The organism is Enterobacter sp. BNK-14, from assembly GCF_047456095.1.
GTDB lineage: Bacteria > Pseudomonadota > Gammaproteobacteria > Enterobacterales > Enterobacteriaceae > Enterobacter > Enterobacter kobei.
This window is the reverse complement of the sequence record NZ_CP179897.1, coordinates 4,406,012-4,424,727: the sequence shown is the minus strand read 5'-3', so window position 1 is coordinate 4,424,727 and position 18,716 is coordinate 4,406,012. Positions and strand designations below refer to the sequence as shown.

Annotated in this window: 11 protein-coding genes; 4 read left to right on the top strand and 7 right to left on the bottom strand. The window is 55.1% G+C overall.

Annotated elements, in window-relative coordinates; translation table 11 throughout:
• Window positions 1-81: 81 nt before the first annotated feature.
• Window positions 82-2,694, bottom strand: coding sequence for an aminopeptidase N (pepN, locus tag ACMGGM_RS20900; RefSeq protein WP_063943468.1), 2,613 nt, complete (start codon window positions 2,692-2,694; stop codon window positions 82-84).
• A 254-nt stretch (window positions 2,695-2,948) separates the two neighbouring features.
• On the opposite strand from pepN, the gene pncB reads away from it, so the two are divergent.
• The 4 genes from pncB to aspC all read left to right on the top strand — a co-directional run bounded on the left by pncB (window position 2,949) and on the right by aspC (window position 8,805).
• Complete coding sequence (pncB, locus tag ACMGGM_RS20895; protein WP_023332556.1) at window positions 2,949-4,151, top strand: nicotinate phosphoribosyltransferase; 1,203 nt, start codon at window positions 2,949-2,951, stop codon at window positions 4,149-4,151.
• A gap of 165 nt (window positions 4,152-4,316) precedes the next feature.
• A complete protein-coding gene (gene asnS, locus ACMGGM_RS20890) occupies window positions 4,317-5,717 on the top strand; it encodes an asparagine--tRNA ligase (RefSeq protein WP_014883234.1) in 1,401 nt (466 codons plus the stop codon).
• A gap of 606 nt (window positions 5,718-6,323) precedes the next feature.
• Window positions 6,324-7,430 (top strand): porin, encoded by a 1,107-nt coding sequence (locus tag ACMGGM_RS20885; protein WP_014883233.1) that lies wholly within the window; start codon window positions 6,324-6,326, stop codon window positions 7,428-7,430.
• A gap of 184 nt (window positions 7,431-7,614) precedes the next feature.
• Entirely contained in the window at window positions 7,615-8,805 is a 1,191-nt protein-coding gene (gene aspC, locus ACMGGM_RS20880; protein ID WP_014883232.1) for an aspartate transaminase, read from the top strand.
• Between the two features lie 52 nt (window positions 8,806-8,857).
• On the opposite strand, the gene ACMGGM_RS20875 is transcribed toward aspC, so the two are convergent.
• The 6 genes from ACMGGM_RS20875 to mukF form a co-directional block, all read right to left on the bottom strand.
• Window positions 8,858-9,505 (bottom strand): MBL fold metallo-hydrolase, encoded by a 648-nt coding sequence (locus tag ACMGGM_RS20875; RefSeq protein WP_023332554.1) that lies wholly within the window; start codon window positions 9,503-9,505, stop codon window positions 8,858-8,860.
• A gap of 20 nt (window positions 9,506-9,525) precedes the next feature.
• On the bottom strand, window positions 9,526-10,077 hold the full coding sequence (locus ACMGGM_RS20870) for a YcbK family protein (protein WP_014883230.1): 552 nt from the start codon (window positions 10,075-10,077) through the stop codon (window positions 9,526-9,528).
• Between the two features lie 175 nt (window positions 10,078-10,252).
• A complete protein-coding gene (ldtD, locus tag ACMGGM_RS20865) occupies window positions 10,253-12,076 on the bottom strand; it encodes a L,D-transpeptidase (RefSeq protein ID WP_023332553.1) in 1,824 nt (607 codons plus the stop codon).
• Window positions 12,077-12,254: 178 nt separating this feature from the next.
• Window positions 12,255-16,706, bottom strand: coding sequence for a chromosome partition protein MukB (gene mukB, locus ACMGGM_RS20860; RefSeq protein ID WP_023332552.1), 4,452 nt, complete (start codon window positions 16,704-16,706; stop codon window positions 12,255-12,257).
• Entirely contained in the window at window positions 16,706-17,410 is a 705-nt protein-coding gene (gene mukE / locus ACMGGM_RS20855; protein WP_008499954.1) for a chromosome partition protein MukE, read from the bottom strand. The genes mukB and mukE overlap by 1 nt, the downstream gene beginning before the upstream one ends.
• On the bottom strand, window positions 17,391-18,713 hold the full coding sequence (gene mukF, locus ACMGGM_RS20850) for a chromosome partition protein MukF (RefSeq protein ID WP_014883227.1): 1,323 nt from the start codon (window positions 18,711-18,713) through the stop codon (window positions 17,391-17,393). Before mukF ends, mukE begins: the two co-directional genes overlap by 20 nt.
• Window positions 18,714-18,716: the final 3 nt, after the last annotated feature.

Sequence of the window (18,716 nt, the reverse complement as noted above, 5' to 3'; positions counted from 1 at the left end):
CCACAGGGAGAGGGAGAAAACACAAAAAACGGCAACCTGGGTTGCCGTTTTGCTTTTACCTGCCCACCGGGCTTTTTTACATCACGCTAAGGCTTTCGCGATCTTCTCGTACAAATCGCCGGACAGGTTTTCCAGCCCTTTCAGCTGTTCAAGCGCGGCACGCATTTTCGCCTGACGCTTCGCATCGTAGCGTTTCAGACGGATCAGCGGCTCAATCAGACGCGACGCCACCTGCGGGTTACGGCTGTTCAGTTCGGTCAGCATTTCCACCATGAACTGATAACCGCTGCCGTCCTCCGCGTGGAACGCGGCCGGGTTGCTGCTGGCAAACGCACCAATCAGGGAACGCACGCGGTTCGGGTTACTCATGGTGAACGAACGGTGCTTCAGCAGGCTGCGGACTTTGCTGAGCGCATCGGCCGCCGGGCTGGTCGCCTGCAGAATGAACCATTTGTCCATCACCAGACCATCCTGGTGCCACTTGTCGTCGTACTCCTGCATCAGCGCATCGCGGCACGGCAGTTCAGCGGCAACGCTCGCCGCCAGCGCGGCCAGCGCGTCGGTCATATTGTCCGCTTTATGATACTGCGTGCTCACCAGCGTGTTCGCCAGCTCGGTTTCACCAAACGCCAGATAACGCAGGCAGGTGTTACGCAGAGAACGTTTACCAATGTCCGCGTGCTCAACGCGATAAGCATCAAGCTTATTGGCGTTATGGATGGCGAGGAATTCGTCCGCCAGTTCAGCAGCCAGCGTGCGGGTCAGCGCTTCACGCACGGCCACGATGGCAATCGGGTCAATGATGTCAAACAGCTCGGCAATTTCAGTTGCCGACGGCAGGGTCAGAATTTCAGCCGCCAGCGCCGGATCAATAGATTCATCCAGCAGGATCGCACGGAACGCGTCTGCTACATGCACCGGTAGCGTCAGCGGCTGGCCCTGCTGATAACGGTTCACGTTCAGCTTGATGTAGGTCGCTAGCAGACTCTGCGCGGCATCCCAGCGGGAGAAATCGTTGCGGGCGTGACGCATCAGGAACGTCAGCTGCTGATCGCTCCACTTGTACTCCAGCTTCACCGGGGCGGAGAATTCGCACAGCAGCGCAGGCACCGGCTGGAAATAGACGTTATCGAAGATAAAGGTCTGCTCTGCCTGGGTTACGTTCAGTACGTGGTGTACCGGATGACCGCCCTTCTGCAGCGGGATCACTTTGCCTTCGTTGTCATACAGCTCAATGCTGAACGGAATGTGCAGCGGATGTTTTTCTTCCTGCTCGGCGGTTGGCGGCGTGCGCTGGCTGATGGTCAGGGTGTATTGCTCGGTTTCCGGGTTGTAGTCGTCTTTAACGGTGACAATCGGCGTCCCGGCCTGGCTGTACCAGCGGCGGAAGTGCGAGAGATCCACGTTAGAGGCATCTTCCATCGCCTGCACAAAATCGTCACAGGTCGCCGCGCTGCCGTCATGACGCTCAAAATAGAGTTGCATCCCTTTCTGGAAGTTCTCTTCGCCCAGCAGGGTGTGGATCATACGGATAATTTCAGCGCCCTTCTCATACACCGTCAGGGTGTAGAAGTTGTTCATCTCAATGACTTTATCCGGACGGATTGGGTGCGCCATTGGGCTGGCATCTTCCGCAAACTGCAGGCCGCGCATAGTGCGGACGTTGTTGATACGGTTTACCGCACGAGAGCCCAGATCGGAGCTGAACTCCTGATCGCGGAAGACGGTCAGTCCCTCTTTCAGGCTCAGTTGGAACCAGTCACGGCAGGTGACGCGGTTACCGGTCCAGTTATGGAAATACTCGTGGCCGATGACGCGTTCGATATCAAGGTAGTCTTTATCGGTAGCGGTGTCGGTACGTGCCAGTACGTATTTGGAGTTAAAGATGTTGAGACCTTTATTCTCCATCGCGCCCATGTTGAAGAAATCGACGGCGACGATCATATAGATGTCGAGGTCGTATTCGAGGCCGAAACGTTCTTCGTCCCACTTCATGGAGTTGATGAGCGAGGTCATCGCCCACGGTGCGCGGTCAAGGTTGCCACGGTCAACAAACAGCTCCAGCGCCACTTCACGCCCGGAGCGAGTTTTGAACGTATCGCGCAGCACATCAAAATCACCCGCCACCAGCGCAAAGAGGTAGCACGGTTTCGGGAACGGATCCTGCCACTGCACCCAGTGACGACCATTTTCCAGTTCGCCCTCACCGACGCGGTTACCGTTGGAGAGCAGGAACGGATAAAGCGTTTTATCGGCGATGATTTTCGTCGTGAAGCGCGCCAGGACGTCCGGGCGGTCCAGATACCAGGTGATATGGCGGAAACCTTCGGCTTCACACTGGGTACACAGAGCCACGCCTGACTGGTAAAGCCCTTCCAGCGCCGTGTTGGCTGAAGGGCTGATTTCATTCACGATGCGCAGCGTAAAGCGTTCCGGCAGGTTGTTGATGACCAGCTGGTTGCCTTCTTCTTTATAGTCTGACCAGGGTTCATCATTAATATGCAGGGAGACCAGCGTCAGGTCTTCGCCATCGAGACGCAGCGGCACGGCAGTCGCACTGTGGCGCGTCACCTGACTCACCGCCGTCACGACGGTTTTTGTGGCATCCAGGTCAAACGTCAGGTCGATATCGCTAATCAGGTATTCCGGCGCACGGTAGTCGTGGCGGTATTTGGCTTGTGGCTGTTGTGTCATAGAAAACCTTATGCATCGTTTGTCGAGTAACGTTTCAATATATTCCTGTTGCGCAAAACGCGCTATGCAGAATGTTCATCTTTTCAGGCAGAAACACCTTTTTCGCTACATTTGTATAACACGGGGCACAAAATGCCCTCGACCATAAAGTGTGCTTATGTTGTGATCGGGGTTCAATAAATCACTAAACAAGGTATACTCCGGAGTTGTTTATTGTACTAAACGCTCCCGTGAGAGGATGCTACAGCGCACCTATGACTCAATTCGCTTCTCCGGTTCTGCATACGTTGCTGGATACCGACGCGTATAAACTGCATATGCAGCAAGCCGTTTTCCACCATTACTATGACGTTCACGTCGCGGCGGAATTCCGCTGCCGTGGTGACGATTTGCTCGGTATCTACGCAGACTCCATTCGTGAACAGGTCGATGCGATGCAGCATCTGACGCTGCAGGACGATGAATACCAGTGGCTTTCTGGCCTGCCTTTCTTTAAAACCGATTACCTGAACTGGCTGCGTGATTTCCGCTATAAGCCGGAGCAGGTCACCGTGACCAACGAGAACGGCAAGCTGGATATTCGCCTTGAAGGTCCGTGGCGGGAAGTGATCATGTGGGAAGTGCCGCTGCTGGCAGTGATCAGCGAGTTGGCTCACCGCTACCGTTCGCCGGAAATGGGCGTCGCCCAGGCGGTCGCCTCGCTGGAAAATAAACTTGCAGCCTTCACCACGCTGACCGAAGGGCTGGATATGTCCCGCTTCCGCCTGATGGATTTCGGCACCCGTCGCCGTTTCTCTCGCGAGGTTCAGCAGGCCATCGTTAAACGTCTGCAGCAGGAGCCGTGGTTCGTGGGCACCAGTAACTACGACCTGGCGCGTCGACTCAACCTGACGCCGATGGGCACCCAGGCGCACGAGTGGTTCCAGGCACATCAGCAAATCAGCCCGGATCTGGCTAACAGCCAGCGCGCGGCCCTCGCCGCATGGCTTGAGGAGTACCCGAATCAACTCGGGATCGCCCTCACCGACTGCATTACGATGGATGCCTTCCTGCGTGACTTCGGTCCCGAATTTGCTGAGCGTTATCAGGGGTTACGCCACGATTCCGGGGACCCGGTTGAATGGGGCGAGAAGGCGATAGCCCATTACCAAAAACTCGGCATTGACCCGATGAGCAAGGTGCTGGTTTTCTCCGATAATCTTGACCTGGCAAAAGCGGTTGAACTTTATCGCCATTTCAACACCCGAGTGAACCTGAGTTTCGGGATTGGTACCCGTTTGACCTGCGACATTCCTCAGGTAAAACCTCTGAATATTGTGATAAAGCTGGTGGAATGTAACGGCAAGCCGGTGGCGAAACTCTCCGACAGCCCGGGTAAAACCATCTGCCATGACAAAGCGTTTGTCCGCGCATTGCGCAAAGCCTTCGATCTCCCGCAGATCAAAAAAGCCAGTTAAGCGCTTACGGGAGCCTGAAGGGCTCCCTTCCCTTATTTATTTCTCAATTCTTCTCTTTTGACTGCGAAATTTACTTGTCTGATAGCGGATGGCAGGTAACATAGATATCCCCCCATAAGGGTGGACAAGTGTTTATTTTTTCCGACTATTAACAGAGAGAATATTATGAGCGTTGTGCCTGTAGCCGACGTACTCCAGGGCCGTGTCGCCGTTGACCAGGAAGTCACCGTGCGCGGATGGGTGCGTACCCGCCGAGATTCTAAAGCTGGCATCTCCTTCCTCGCCGTCTATGACGGTTCCTGCTTTGATCCTGTACAGGCCGTCATTAATAATTCTCTGCCCAATTACAATGATGACGTTCTGCACCTGACAACCGGCTGTTCCGTCATTGTGACCGGCGTGGTTGTGGCGTCTCCGGGTCAGGGCCAGAGTTTCGAAATTCAGGCCTCTGCGATTGAAGTGACCGGCTGGGTTGAAGATCCGGACACCTACCCGATGGCGGCAAAACGTCACAGCATTGAGTACCTGCGTGAAGTGGCGCACCTGCGTCCACGTACCAACCTGATCGGCGCGGTGGCACGCGTGCGCCATACGCTGGCTCAGGCGCTGCATCGCTTCTTCGATGAGCAGGGTTACTTCTGGGTGTCTACCCCACTGATCACCGCCTCCGATACGGAAGGTGCGGGTGAAATGTTCCGCGTCTCGACGCTGGACATGGAAAACCTGCCGCGCACGCCAGAAGGTAAAGTGGACTATGACAAAGACTTCTTTGGTAAAGAGGCATTCCTGACGGTATCCGGTCAGCTCAACGGCGAAACCTACGCCTGTGCACTGTCTAAGATTTATACCTTCGGCCCAACCTTCCGTGCAGAAAACTCCAACACCAGCCGCCACCTGGCGGAATTCTGGATGCTGGAGCCGGAAGTGGCGTTTGCTAACCTCGACGATGTCGCCGGTCTGGCAGAAGCGATGCTGAAGTACGTCTTCAAAGCGGTGCTGGAAGAGCGTCCGGACGATATGAAGTTCTTCGCTGAGCGCGTAGACAGCGATGCGGTCGCCCGTCTGGAACGTTTTGTCTCTGCCGACTTTGCGCAGGTGGACTATACCGACGCGGTTGCGATCCTCGAGAAATGCGGTGAGAAGTTCGAGAACCCGGTTTACTGGGGCGTTGACCTGGCGTCTGAGCACGAACGCTATCTGGCCGAGAAACATTTCAAAGCGCCGGTTGTCGTTAAAAACTACCCGAAAGACATCAAGGCCTTCTATATGCGCCTTAACGAAGACGGTAAAACCGTCGCAGCGATGGACGTCCTGGCGCCTGGCATCGGTGAAATCATCGGTGGTTCTCAGCGTGAAGAACGTCTGGATGTGCTGGACGCGCGCATGGAAGAGATGGGTCTCAATCCTGCGGACTATAGCTGGTATCGCGATCTTCGTCGTTACGGCACCGTTCCGCATTCAGGTTTCGGCCTGGGCTTCGAGCGTCTGATCGCCTACGTTACCGGTGTTCAGAACGTGCGTGATGTGATTCCGTTCCCGCGTACGCCACGTAACGCCAGCTTCTAAGAGCAAAAAACAGACCATGGCCAGCATTTGCTGGCCATTATTTTATTCTGCACTGTCAGTTTTCGTCAGCGCAAAGTCAGTGTTTTTAAAGCACCACCCCGTCACAACCACTACCTGTTACGTTTTGTTTCCGAGAAACATCTAGCCACAAAAAATAAACCCTATTCTTATTGCGATTATTACACCCTCAAGCAATAGCACAATTTTCAACCACTTTTTCAGCCATCCAGAAGTCTTTTTTCGGTCATAAGAAAAAACGAGTCGTTTAACATCTGTTTATAGGAATTGCCTTTATCCAAATTAATCATAAGGAATTCATATATATAGGAAACAATCTGCTGTTTAATTCGCCAGGGCGTTCTGAAATTTGAGATGGTTCACAAAGTTCCGAAAAATACACATTTAGTTACACATATTTTCTTTTTGTAACTCAATCTTGAGAATTGTAGCACTTTCAGGCTAGCGAAACGCTTCAGTGAATGGAAAGATGCCTGTCAGATACATAAAGACACCTAACTCTCATCAATAGTTCCGGAAATATTTATTGACAGAATTTATTGACGGCAGTGGCGAGTGTCATAAAAAAACCAATGAGGGTAATAAATAATGATGAAGCGCAATATTCTGGCAGTGGTAATCCCTGCCCTGCTGGTAGCCGGTGCAGCTAACGCTGCAGAAATCTATAACAAGAACGGCAACAAACTGGACTTCTACGGGAAAGTTAACGCCGAGCACGATTTCGTGACCTCTGGTGATAACACCAACAACAACGACGCAACCTACGCGCAGATCGGTTTCAAAGGCGAAACTCAGATCAACGACCAGCTGACCGGTTACGGCCAGTGGGAATACCGCTTCATGGCCAATGATGCGGAAAACACTGCACAGAAAAACAAAAACCGTCTGGCCTTTGCCGGTCTGAAAGCGGGCGACGCTGGCAGCATCGACTACGGCCGTAACTACGGTATCGTTTATGACGTAGAGTCATACACCGATATGGCGCCGTCCTTCTCAGGTATGACCTGGGGCGGTAACTACGTTGATAACTTTATGACCAGCCGTAGCACCGGCCTGCTGACCTACCGTAACAGCGATTTCTTCGGTCTGGTTGACGGTCTGAGCCTGGGCGTACAGTACCAGGGTAAAAACGACCGTGCTGACGTTAAAACCTCTAACGGTGACGGCGTAGGTTACTCCCTGGGTTACGACTTCGGCGAAGGCTTCGGTGCAATCGCATCTTACAGCAACGCTAACCGTACTCTGAACCAGAAAGCTGATGGTCAGGGTGACAAAGCTGAAGCATGGGGTGTTGGTCTGAAATATGACGCTAACAACCTGTACCTGGCAACCACCTATGCAGAAACCCGTAACACCACCCGTACCGGTTCTAGCGGTGATGCTGGTTTTGCTAACAAAACGCAGAACTTCGAAGTGGTTGCTCAGTACCAGTTCGACTTCGGCCTGCGTCCAGCCATCTCCTACGTGCAGACCAAAGGTAAAGACCTGGCTGCCGTCGGCGGCTTCAGCGGTGGCGATGCAGACCTGGCTAAATTCATCCAGGTGGGTACCACTTACTACTTCAACAAAAACTTCAACGTGTGGGCTGACTACTACATCAACCTGCTGGACAAAGACACCGACTACGCGAAAGCGGTTGGCGGTCTGAACGGCAACGACGATATGGCTGCTGTGGGTGTAACCTACCAGTTCTAATCAGAACACCACTTTGTTATATGCTTAATGAACAGGGCTTCGGCCCTGTTTTTTTATGCCTGACAGAAAATAATGGCGACTTTTGAAAAGCCGCACGCTTTTCGTCGCAAACGGTTGGCATTTTGTAAATCTACCGTTAACCTGATAGCGGATTTCACTTCTGTAATCACAATGGAACTTCGTCATGTTTGAGAACATTACCGCCGCTCCTGCCGACCCAATTCTGGGCCTGGCCGATCTGTTTCGTGCCGACGACCGCCCTGGCAAAATCAACCTGGGTATTGGTGTATATAAAGATGAAACCGGCAAAACCCCGGTACTGACCAGCGTTAAGAAAGCTGAGCAGTATCTGCTGGAAAATGAAACCACCAAAAACTACCTCGGTATTGATGGTATTCCTGAATTTGGTCGCTGCACGCAGGAGCTGCTGTTCGGTAAAGGTAGCGCAATTGTGAGTGACAAACGTGCGCGTACAGCACAGACACCAGGCGGTACCGGCGCACTGCGTGTGGCGGCGGATTTCCTTGCGAAAAACACCTCTGTTAAGCGTGTCTGGGTGAGCAACCCAAGCTGGCCGAACCACAAGAGCGTCTTTAACTCTGCAGGTCTGGAAGTGCGCGAATATGCATACTACGACGCGGCAAACCATGCTCTCGACTTTGATGGCCTGCTGGCAAGCCTGAACGAAGCGCAGGCGGGTGATGTGGTGCTGTTCCACGGCTGCTGCCATAACCCAACCGGTATCGACCCGACGCTTGAGCAGTGGGAACAGCTGGCTAAACTCTCCGTAGAGAAAGGCTGGCTGCCGCTGTTTGACTTCGCCTATCAGGGTTTCGCCCGTGGACTGGAAGAAGATGCAGAAGGCCTGCGCGCTTTTGCAGCCGTACACCAGGAATTGATCGTTGCCAGCTCCTACTCCAAGAACTTCGGTCTGTACAATGAGCGCGTAGGTGCCTGTACGCTGGTTGCGGCTAACGACGAAACCGTCGATCGTGCCTTCAGCCAGATGAAATCGGTTATCCGCGCGAACTACTCTAACCCACCGGCACACGGTGCGTCCGTTGTTGCAACCATTCTCAGCAACGATGCGCTGCGCGCGATCTGGGAACAAGAGCTGAACGATATGCGCCAGCGTATCCAGCGTATGCGTCTGCTGTTTGTTAATACTCTGGCCGAGAAAGGCGCAGACCGTGACTTCAGCTTCATCATCAAACAGAACGGCATGTTCTCTTTCAGCGGCCTGACCAAAGAGCAGGTTCTGCGTCTGCGTGAAGAGTTTGGCGTATACGCCGTGGCTTCCGGTCGCGTGAACGTGGCAGGGATGACGCCTGACAACATGGCGCCTCTGTGCGAAGCGATTGTCGCCGTACTGTAATTTACGCCCACAAAAAAGCCTGCGTTCAGCAGGCTTTTTTATTTAACCAGGTTTACCAGACAGGCATTTCATCCTGAAGGAACGGATTATGGAGCCGTTCATAGCCCAGCGTCGACATCGGACCGTGTCCAGGGATAAACGTCACGTCATCGCCCAGCGGCAATAACTTCTGTTTGATCGACTGAATCAGCTGCCCGTGATCGCCGCGCGGAAAATCGCTGCGTCCTACGCCGCCTTTGAAAATCACGTCGCCCGAAATCAGCAGACGAGACTGGTCATCAAAGAAGACGATATGGCCTGGCGTATGCCCAGGACAATGCAACACCTGTAAAGTCACATTCCCTACGTTAACGCGCTCTCCTTCGTTCAGCCAGCAATCGGGCGTCAGAGGCTGACACTCATCAAGGCCAAACATGCGGCTTTGGGCAGGTAACCCCTGCAGCCAGAACTCATCTTCTTTTTCCGGACCGATGATCGGCACACCAAAATGCTGTGCCAGCTCTGCCGCTGCGCCAACATGATCGAGATGACCATGCGTCAGTAAAATCTGCATCAGCGTCACACCGCTGTCGGCGACTTCCTGCTTGATTTTCTCGGCGTCGCCGCCGGGATCAACAAGCGCGGCCAGTTTGGTTTGCTCGCACCAGATCAATGAACAGTTCTGGGAGAACGCGGTAACCGGAATAATACGATAGTTCATACTGCTCCTGTGTTTCGTTATTACCAGTGCCGGACCGGACCGGTATCAATATGCACAAAGTTGCTGCTGGGGTAATATCCTACACCACCTGCGCGCATAGATAACGCAGCTTTGCGAATATTGGCTAACGAAACGCCTTCAATATGGAAATCCATTGCCTGTCCCTTCGTGTGATAGCTTTTTTTCGCTACCCCACGGCTATGGGCGCGTAGTTCATTATTGGTATCCAGTGAGCGATAACCAGAAATGAGCTGCACGGGCTTCCTGGTGCCCAGCAGGCCCTGAAGGCGGAACAACTGATCAAACAATCCTGGGTCGATGGCTTTTACTTTATTCGCGCGGAAATCACGGAAAAAATGGTTGAGTCTTGCTAATTCATCCTGAATATAGCCTCTTCCATCGAAAAACTCCGCTTTTAGCGACTCACCGGTATGAAGATTGTTGAGCGTTAAAACTCGCGGACGAGGTGTCGAGAGGGTGGCAAATGCTGGCGTCGGCAAGATGGCCGCTGCGCCAAGCGCAACACCACCTAACGCCAGCAGTTTGCGGCGATTAGCGTCAAATTTGTCCATGATAATCAGGTCTACAGGTCAATGAAATCGTAAGTATGCTTAGCGCACGAAGGGCACCTTAACTGGCAAAACGGGGTACGTCAAGGCGCCCAACCCCAGTGAATACGCGGCTTACAGCGATATCGCCCCCTATTCACCATAACTTACGACAATCATTTTTCCCGAACTACTTCATTTACCTGATTAATTGTTCCGCTTTTGGCAAAATTTGTGCGCCGGATCGCGCAGTGAGATCATAATTGTAAATATCTGTACGATACTGAGTGCGCCCGTCTTCACCCACAAATGCCGTCAGATAGTAAAGATTGACCGGAATGTTGTGTCGAATATTCACGTAGCGCGTATCCCCCTGTTTCAGGGCATCAGAAATACGCGTATCGTTCCAGCCCGCATCCTGCAACAGCATATTGGCCAGCTCCGAGGCTTTGTTTACGCGCACGCAGCCTGAACTGAGGGCGCGGGTATCTTTCTGGAACAAGTTGTGGTTCGGCGTATCGTGCAGATAGATAGCATCTGAACTCGGCATATTGAATTTGTAACGCCCCAGGGAGTTATGCGCCCCGGGAGCCTGCTGGAAGCGGAACGGCAGGTTGGAAGCCGTAATCGTCGACCAGTCGACCATGTAAGGATCAATCGCCTCTTTACTGTTCCAGCCGCGCATCACCGTATAGCCATGACGTTCCAGATAACCCGGATCGTTCCAGACCTTTGGCAGAATGTCTTTACGTGCCAGCGTCGGCGGCACGTTCCACGGTGGGTTAACCACCACGTTATTTAACGCGCTGCTCATCATCGGTGTTTTACGATCCGGACGCCCGACAATAACGCGCGAGGCCAGTTTTTCGCTGCCATCCTGATAATAGACCAGGGAATAGGCCGGAATATTCACCATAATGCCTGTGGACAAGGTGCCCGGCAGCAGGCGCAAACGCTGAATATTTAGTGCCAGCACCCCTGCCCGCTGCGCAGGAGAGACGTTAAGCCAGTCGCGCGTTGACGGACCTATTACCCCGTCGGCACCCAGCCCCTGCGCAGCCTGGAATTGCTTAACCGCAGCAACCAGTTCGCGATCGTATGCCGCAGGTTTATCGCTCAGGAGAGCGGCCTTCTTCTCTTTCACCGGCGCTGACGGGCTCACAACCGCGCTTTGCGGATCGTCGCCCGGCAGGGCAATCTTCGGCCCGCCCTCAAGAATACCGGAGCGTTTCAGGATTTCGCGCAGAGCAGGAACATCGCTGCTCCACTGGCCTGGACGTAGCGTCGCGGTACCCCGCATTTGCGGCCAGGGACGCGAGTCGCCTACCAGCGCGAGGAGCGACTCATGCAGGGTGGCATACTGCGGGTGCGCCGGGGCGAGACTGGCAATAAAGCGCGGCAGATCGCTATTATCCAGCGCCAGCTGCCACTGGTTGATCACCGACAGCGCTGGCGTCGCCAGCTTGTAGGGCTTATCGCTATATAACCAGCGGTTGCCGTTGACCGCAATACCCGCCACAAACTGCAGATAGCCCATCATGGCATCGGAAAGCACCACGTCCCGCGCCTGGCCAGTGACGGCTGGATCGGTTAACAGCTCAACCCACTTCGTAAACTGCGGCTGAAAACCCGCAATCGCCACTTCTGCCAGCTGCTGCTGGAACGCGCGCACGGCATCACGATCTTCCCACATGGGTTTCATGTCCCGGGCTGCATAAAGCAGCGTGAGCTGATTGATATAGGCGGGCGTGTAGCCTGACGGCAACCCTGAGAGGAGCTGCTGGCTAAGCGATTCGATATCGATGCCTTCCGGCAACGGCTTAATGCCGGCCATGACGGCGGTCGCCGGAGACTGTTCCAGCGGCTGAGACAATGACGTCGGCTGCGCGCCTGTCGCTGCGGAGCTGTCCGTCGGCACAATTTCAGGCTCGTCGGCCTGGGCGGTTAACAGTGGAGCAAACATCACTGCCAGGCATAAACTCAGCGCAGACAGCTGACGACCACATTCTTTCTTTAGCAACATCCCTTGCCCCCTGTTTTTACGACATGCCCATCACGGTGGGGCTTTCTTTTATTATAGGTAGACGGCAAACCTGTTGCCTTACCTTATGTAAAGAAGTTTAAAGATAACGCAGCCCTAAGCACAAGTTAAGTGAATAAAAAAAGCGGCGCTTTTGCGCCGCTCTTTGTAACAAAACGCCTCAGGAAGCGTCTGCCGTGGTTTCCGGCAATGACTCCGGAGGCTGCGGCGCAAAACCACGCAACCCGACAACATGAACGTGTTCGCTGTTCTGGAACACTTTACGCACCAGTTTATAGGTGGTCCCTTTTTCAGGGCTGATGTTTTCCGGTGCCGCAATGATGAGCTGCATATCAAGACGCTCGCAAAGCTCAAACAGCGTGGCAATAGAGCGGGCATCAAGACGCGCCGCTTCATCCAGGAACAGCAGGCGGCATGGAGAGATGTCTTTACCGCGCAGACGGCGTGCTTCATCTTCCCAGCTCTGTACAACCATCACCAGAATGGACATCCCGGTACCGATCGCTTCACCGGTAGAGAGCGCCCCGGATTCCGCACGCAGCCAGCCGTCTGAACCACGGTTAACCTCAACTTCCATTTCCAGGTAGTTACGGTAATCCAGCAGTTCTTCACCGATGGTTTGCGGCGTGCGCTGACCCATATCAATCTGCGGGTTCAGACGCTGGTACAGCTTCGCCAGCGCTTCAGAGAAGGTCAGACGGTTGCTGTTGAACAGATCCTGATGCTGCTCGTGCTGCTCAGAGAGCACGTCCAGCAGCGTCGCGTGGGCTTCACGCACGTTGACGTTGAGACGCACGCTGTTCACCTGACCAAACGACACGCTCTGCAGACCCTGGTTCAGCTGGCGGATACGGTTCTGCTCACGCTGAATGGTTTTGCGAATAATATTCGCCACGCTGCGGGAGCTGATAGCCAGCTTCTGCTCGCGGGAAGTCAGCTCTTCCGTCAGACGCCCCAGCTCAATTTCCATCTGTTCGATGGCTTCGACCGGATCGTCGGTACGGATGATATCCTGACGAATACGCTCGCGCAGATGCTGATAAACCGCCACGAAGAACTGAATTTTACGCTCCGGACGTTTCGGATCTTCTGACATGCGCAGCACATCGCGCAGGTGCTCATTATCCGCCACCGCCAGGCGCAGCGCACCCAACGCCTTATCCGACATTGAACGCAGCTCATCGGCTGAGAGGTACGCCAGTTCGCGACGGTGCAGGCGACGTTCCACGTTGTTGTCTTTCACCATCCGCATGACCGCACACCAGCCCGCTTTCGCCGTCACCACCTGCTCGCGCATCTCGTGATAGTCGCGTTCCAGCTTGCGCAGGCGACGGGTCAGGTTATCCATTTCGGCTTCGCAGAAGGTCAGCGCTTTTTCCAGCTGATTACGACGCGCACGGTTGTTGCTGAGCTGGCTATGCAGTTCATCACGACGAAGACGGGCGCGCTCTTCCGCCCCGCTGTCGGCACGCACGCCAATGTCCTGCAACTCTTTCTGCAGGTCGTTTAACAGCTCTTTCTTGGTGTCGAAGGAGCTTTTCAGCGAGGCCAGCACCTGGTTGTACTGATTAAGCTGAGCGGAGTGGCTGCGCATCGCTTCGCGTGCTCGGGTACGTTCCGCTTCTGCCTGCTCAAGACGTTGACGCAGCTTTTCATTCAGGTCGCTGTTACCGCTCAGCATTTCAGCCGAATCGGAATAGCCGAAGTGTGCGCGACGCTGCACGACTTCCGTCAGGGCAAACGCCTGCTGACGCGCTTCGCGCTGCACCTGCTGCGACCAGGCATAATCTTCTTTTAACTGCTCGAACTGTTCAGGGTCGCTCTGCAGGACAGACACCACGGGCTCCAGCTTCGCCAGCTGATTGCCGTGCTGCTGCACGAAACGCGCGGCTTCCTGGGCTTCATCCAGACGTTCCTGGATCTCATCCACGCGATCGGCCAGCGTGTCATCTGCCAGAAGGTTGAGGCGCGGCAGGATGCGGTTAAGGGCAGCGACGCCCTCTTTCGCCTGTTCAAACTGGACGCGACTCTGCTGGTTGTCACTTTCATGACTGGCAATGGCGCGTTCCAGCTCGCCGCGGCGGGTATTGAGTTTGCGGATTTCCGCTTCCGGGTCGGCTTCAAACGCCACGCCCAGATGGCTACCGATAAAACGGCTGAACGCCTGATGCAGACGCTGGGTTTTCTGTACATCAAACGACAGGGTCGCAAAACGTTCCGACAGCGTTTCACGCTCGGCATGGAGGCTCTCAATACGGCTTTCACGTGCGGCACGGCCAAACAGCGGCAGTTCCGGGAAGCGGGAGTAACGCCACTGGCGGTCAGCGATTTTCACCACCACCGCTTTTTCCAGCTCGTCAACGCTAAACACGCTGTCATCGAACGACTGTGGATCCCCTTCGATCAGATAGAGATCTTCCGGGCAATCTTCCAGCCCGGCGAGCTGGTCAGAAATCAGCGACAGATCCGGCACCACAATCGCGTTACGGGATGGGCCGTACAATGCGGAGAAGTATGGCGCATCGTCCAGGCCGACATCGTCGTAAATCTCAGACAGCAGTACGCCACCAAAACGCTCGGCTAAGGCATTGAGGCGCGGATCTTCTGACCCGCCCGGCTGGCTTAAGCGCTCAATTTCTTCATCGACGTCACGCTTACGTGCGCCGACTTCATCACGCTCAACAATGGCTTCGCGCTCACGCTCCAGCAGCTGTTGCAGGTATTCGGTCACCTGCTGGCTGGATTCGAACTGTTCGCCGCACTGTTCGCTGAGCTGGTTAAGGCTGCTTTGCGCCGCCAGCCAGACCGGCGCGCGCTCCAGGAGCCTTTTAGAACGGGACTGAAGCTGTTCCAGCTCCTGGCGCAGGGTCATGCGCTGCTCACTGGCGCTGGAGACCGTATCGGAAAGCGCAGCGATACGCGCTTCCAGCTCCTGATGCAGCGCCTCAAGCTCGTCGAAATCGTAATGTTTACCCTGACGCTTACAGAACTCAGCCAGCAAACGCTCGGCTTCCTGCTGCTCACGCAGGCGCTGTTCCAGTTCGTTCAGGCGCATACGCAGCGGCTGCACCTGCTCGGCCAGATGGCGCTGGTTGACGCCGTCGCGCAGCAGTTCACGGGCAACGTTCCAGGCTTCGTTACGCGCCAGCGGGCCATTAATGGCGACCACCAGCTGATACGCTTGTTCAAACTGGCTGTGCGCCGTTTGCGCGACGCTCATTTTCTGTTCAAGAGAGAGCAGTTTCTCGGTGGCTTCCTGCTCTTTGGCCTGGAAGGTATCCAGCCACTCGTCGGCGCTTTCCGGCGTCAGGTCAGGCAGATGGCACAGCTCTTTCGCGCGCTGTAACGCCTGCAGTGCCTGGGTGTACTGAATCGCACGCGTCTGCTGCACGTCCAATGCCTGCTGGTAATCAGCAAGCTGGCTTTTCAGCTCATCCACTTCCAGCTCGGCGGCTTCGGCGCGGGCTTCGTTCTCTTCCTGCATCTCGGCGGCTTCGGCCACCACTTCATTTTGCTCTTCGAGACGAATTTGCAGCTCATCGAGATCCGCTTCATAGCGCTCGATTTTCTCCTGCTGGCGCAACGCGGTCTGCACCAGGTTCAGGTGATCGCTGGCGGCCTGGTAGTCGGCTTCCAGGTCACCTTCAGCGCCGTTGTGCTCGCCCAGCTCGCGCGCCATTTCGACGTGCTTATACTGCTCTGCCACCAGCTGTTTACGGGAGGTAAACAGTTCGCGGCGGTATTCTAATGCCTGATCGAGATGGACGCGGCGCTCATTGGCGTGACGCATGTAGTCCGCCGCCACGTAGTTGGTGGCTTCGCTGATCAGGTGTTTAAACAGGTCACGGTCTGACTGGGTCACGCGAATCGCTTCCAGCGTCATGCGGTTTTCACGCAGCGCCGCTTCCATATCCTGGAACGCCTTACGCACGCCGCTGTTTTCCGGCAACAGGTAGTCGCGCAGGGAGCGGGTAATGGCGCTGGAGATACCGCCGTACAGGGACGCTTCGATCAGACGGTAGTATTTGCTACGGTCTGAAGCGGTACGCAGACGACGCGCCACTACGCCCAGATCGAACATCAGGGAGTGGTAATCGGTGATGGAGTTGAACTGCTTGAACTGCACGCCCTCAATGGCTTCGAGCTTGTCTTTCAGTTCCTGTAACGTCAGCACGCGCGCCTGGCGTTCATTCAGGGTTTCCGTCAGCAGCGCGGTCGGCTGCACGGAGGTTGGCAGCCCCTGGATAGCAAACGGTTTGATATCCACTTTACGGTCGCGACCGGCAACCTGCTGCAAACGAACCCCCACCACCACGCGCTGGTGACGAGAGTTAATGACGTCCAGAACGGAATAACAGACGCCCGCTTTCAGCTTACCGTGCAGACCTTTATCGCGGGAGCCGCTTGTCGCGCCTGCTTCAGTGGTGTTACGGAAGTGAAGCAACGTCAGGTCGGGGATCAGCGCCGTCACAAACGCCGCCATGGTGGTGGATTTCCCCGCCCCGTTACCGCCGGAGAGCGTCGTGACCAGCTCGTCCAGATCGAAGGTTCGGGCAAAGAAGCCGTTCCAGTTAATCAGCGTTAGTGAGCGAAATTTACCGCGTTCAATCATTACTCTTCCTCCCCGCTATCCGGCAGATTCTCTTCATGCTCGTCATTGAGCTGCAAATGGTTTTCCACCGGCATCGCTTCACCGTCACGGATCATGCGAAGCTGCGCTTCACGCGCGTCATCCCCCGCACGCACATCGGCGCCGAAGCGGAAGACTGATTCCGTGATGCGGAATTTGCTGCTGTCGTGGCCCATAAACCAGACCATCCCCAGACGACGCAGACGGTTCAGGGAAGAGCGCACCTTTTCCTGTAATTTCTGACGGTCAAGATCCGATCCGGTCGAACGGTTGTTCACCAGCTTGAGCAGCTTGCTCTCATCCGCCAGCGTCAGTAGCTCATCGTAGAGTTCCTGCTGGGTGAAGATGCCTTCATTCGCCAGACGTTCCGGGCTGAGATAGAGATAGCAAAGAATTTTGCCGACCATCATATCCAGCTCGGAGAGCACGGAGCGCGGGATCAGCGTCGTGGAGCGCGGGCGCAGGTAGAAAAAACCTTCCGGCGCGCGAATCAGCTCCACGTTGTAGCGGGCGTAAAACTCTTCCAGGTACTCCTGGAAGTCCATCAAAAAGGCGTGATTATCCAGCTCGTCTAAGCCAATGTGACGACCGGCACGCAGCTGGCTGTCCAGCGCCGGAAATAACGGATTCGCCAGCGCCTGTGCCAGCTTAACCGGCATCACTTGTTCAATATTTGTCAATGACATGCGCCTGTACCTTGGCTCCGTAATCGTTAATTGGCTGCCACTTCGGCGGCAGTCCGGTGAAATCTGCTTGCGCGATACCCAGGCGCACCGCCTGGTCTACCACAATGCGGGCAACGTCGAAGTGGCGCGCGCGCGGATATTGCGCCAGATAGTCGCGCACCACGAGTCCAAGATCCAGCGGAGCTTGTCTGGTTTTGTAGACAGCGAGCTGTTCTTCGATCATCGCCGCAAGTTGTTCACGAATTTCGTTGAATTCTTCGAACTCCAGATCCGGCGGCAGTTCACCGGTCACCTCTTCATCGCGCAGGGCCATCTCTTCGTCGCGCATATCCAGCAGGCGATCGGCATTGGCGTAAGTCAGCGCCCATGGCGCATCGAAGTAGGTCTGAACCGACTGGCGCAGACGCTGAGCAAAGACGCGGTTTTTATCCATATCAATCGCGGTGCGGATAAACTTATGCACGTGTCGGTCGTAGCCGATCCACAGGTCGATCGACTGCTGTCCCCAGCTAATGATGCGGTCGAGCTTGCTCTGCAGATCGAACACCAGACGGTCGATAAAATGCAGATCGTCATGCGCCAGCGTCGCGTCCTGGATGCGCAGCAGGTTGGCCTGCAGCTTATCCCCTGCCGCCTCCAGCGTATCCTGCAGTTCACGCAGCGTACCGGAGGTTTCTGACAGTAAAAGTTCGCAGCTGGAGATGGCGGCACGCCAGTCTTTATTCAGCAGTTGCGCAATGTCGTCTTTGACCTGCTGCTGCTGTTCGTCCATCAAACGCTGGGTTAGATCGATGCTGTCGAAAATCTCGGCCACCGAATATTTCAGCGGCGCGTAAACGTTGCGGTGCCAGTGGAATTCATCACCGTTTTCATCTGCAGCATCGGCGGCACGCTTAAGCTCACCCGCCACGATCGAGAGCTGCATGGAAAGACGCAGCGTGGAAAATTCGCGCTGGCGAATGTAGTAATCGGTGATGCCGATACCCAACGGCGTCAGGCGATAGATGGCGTTTCCTTCCGCCTGCTCGCTGGTAAAGCGGTTCAGCAGACGTTGACGTACCATATCGTTGATTGCGTTGTTGGCACGCACGCTAATGGTTTCGCTGGTTTGCTCAAACGCATCACTGACATGGCGGAACGCATCCACCAGTTCACCCTCGCTCATTTCGCCATCCAGTCGTTCGCCGTTTAGCGTGGCAACCGCCAGCAGGAAAGAGAGTCTGTCTACCGGCAGCGAGATGGAGAAATCGTTTTTCCTGGCCCAGGCAACCAGTTCGGGGACTGTCTGGGAAAATTCACTCATAGG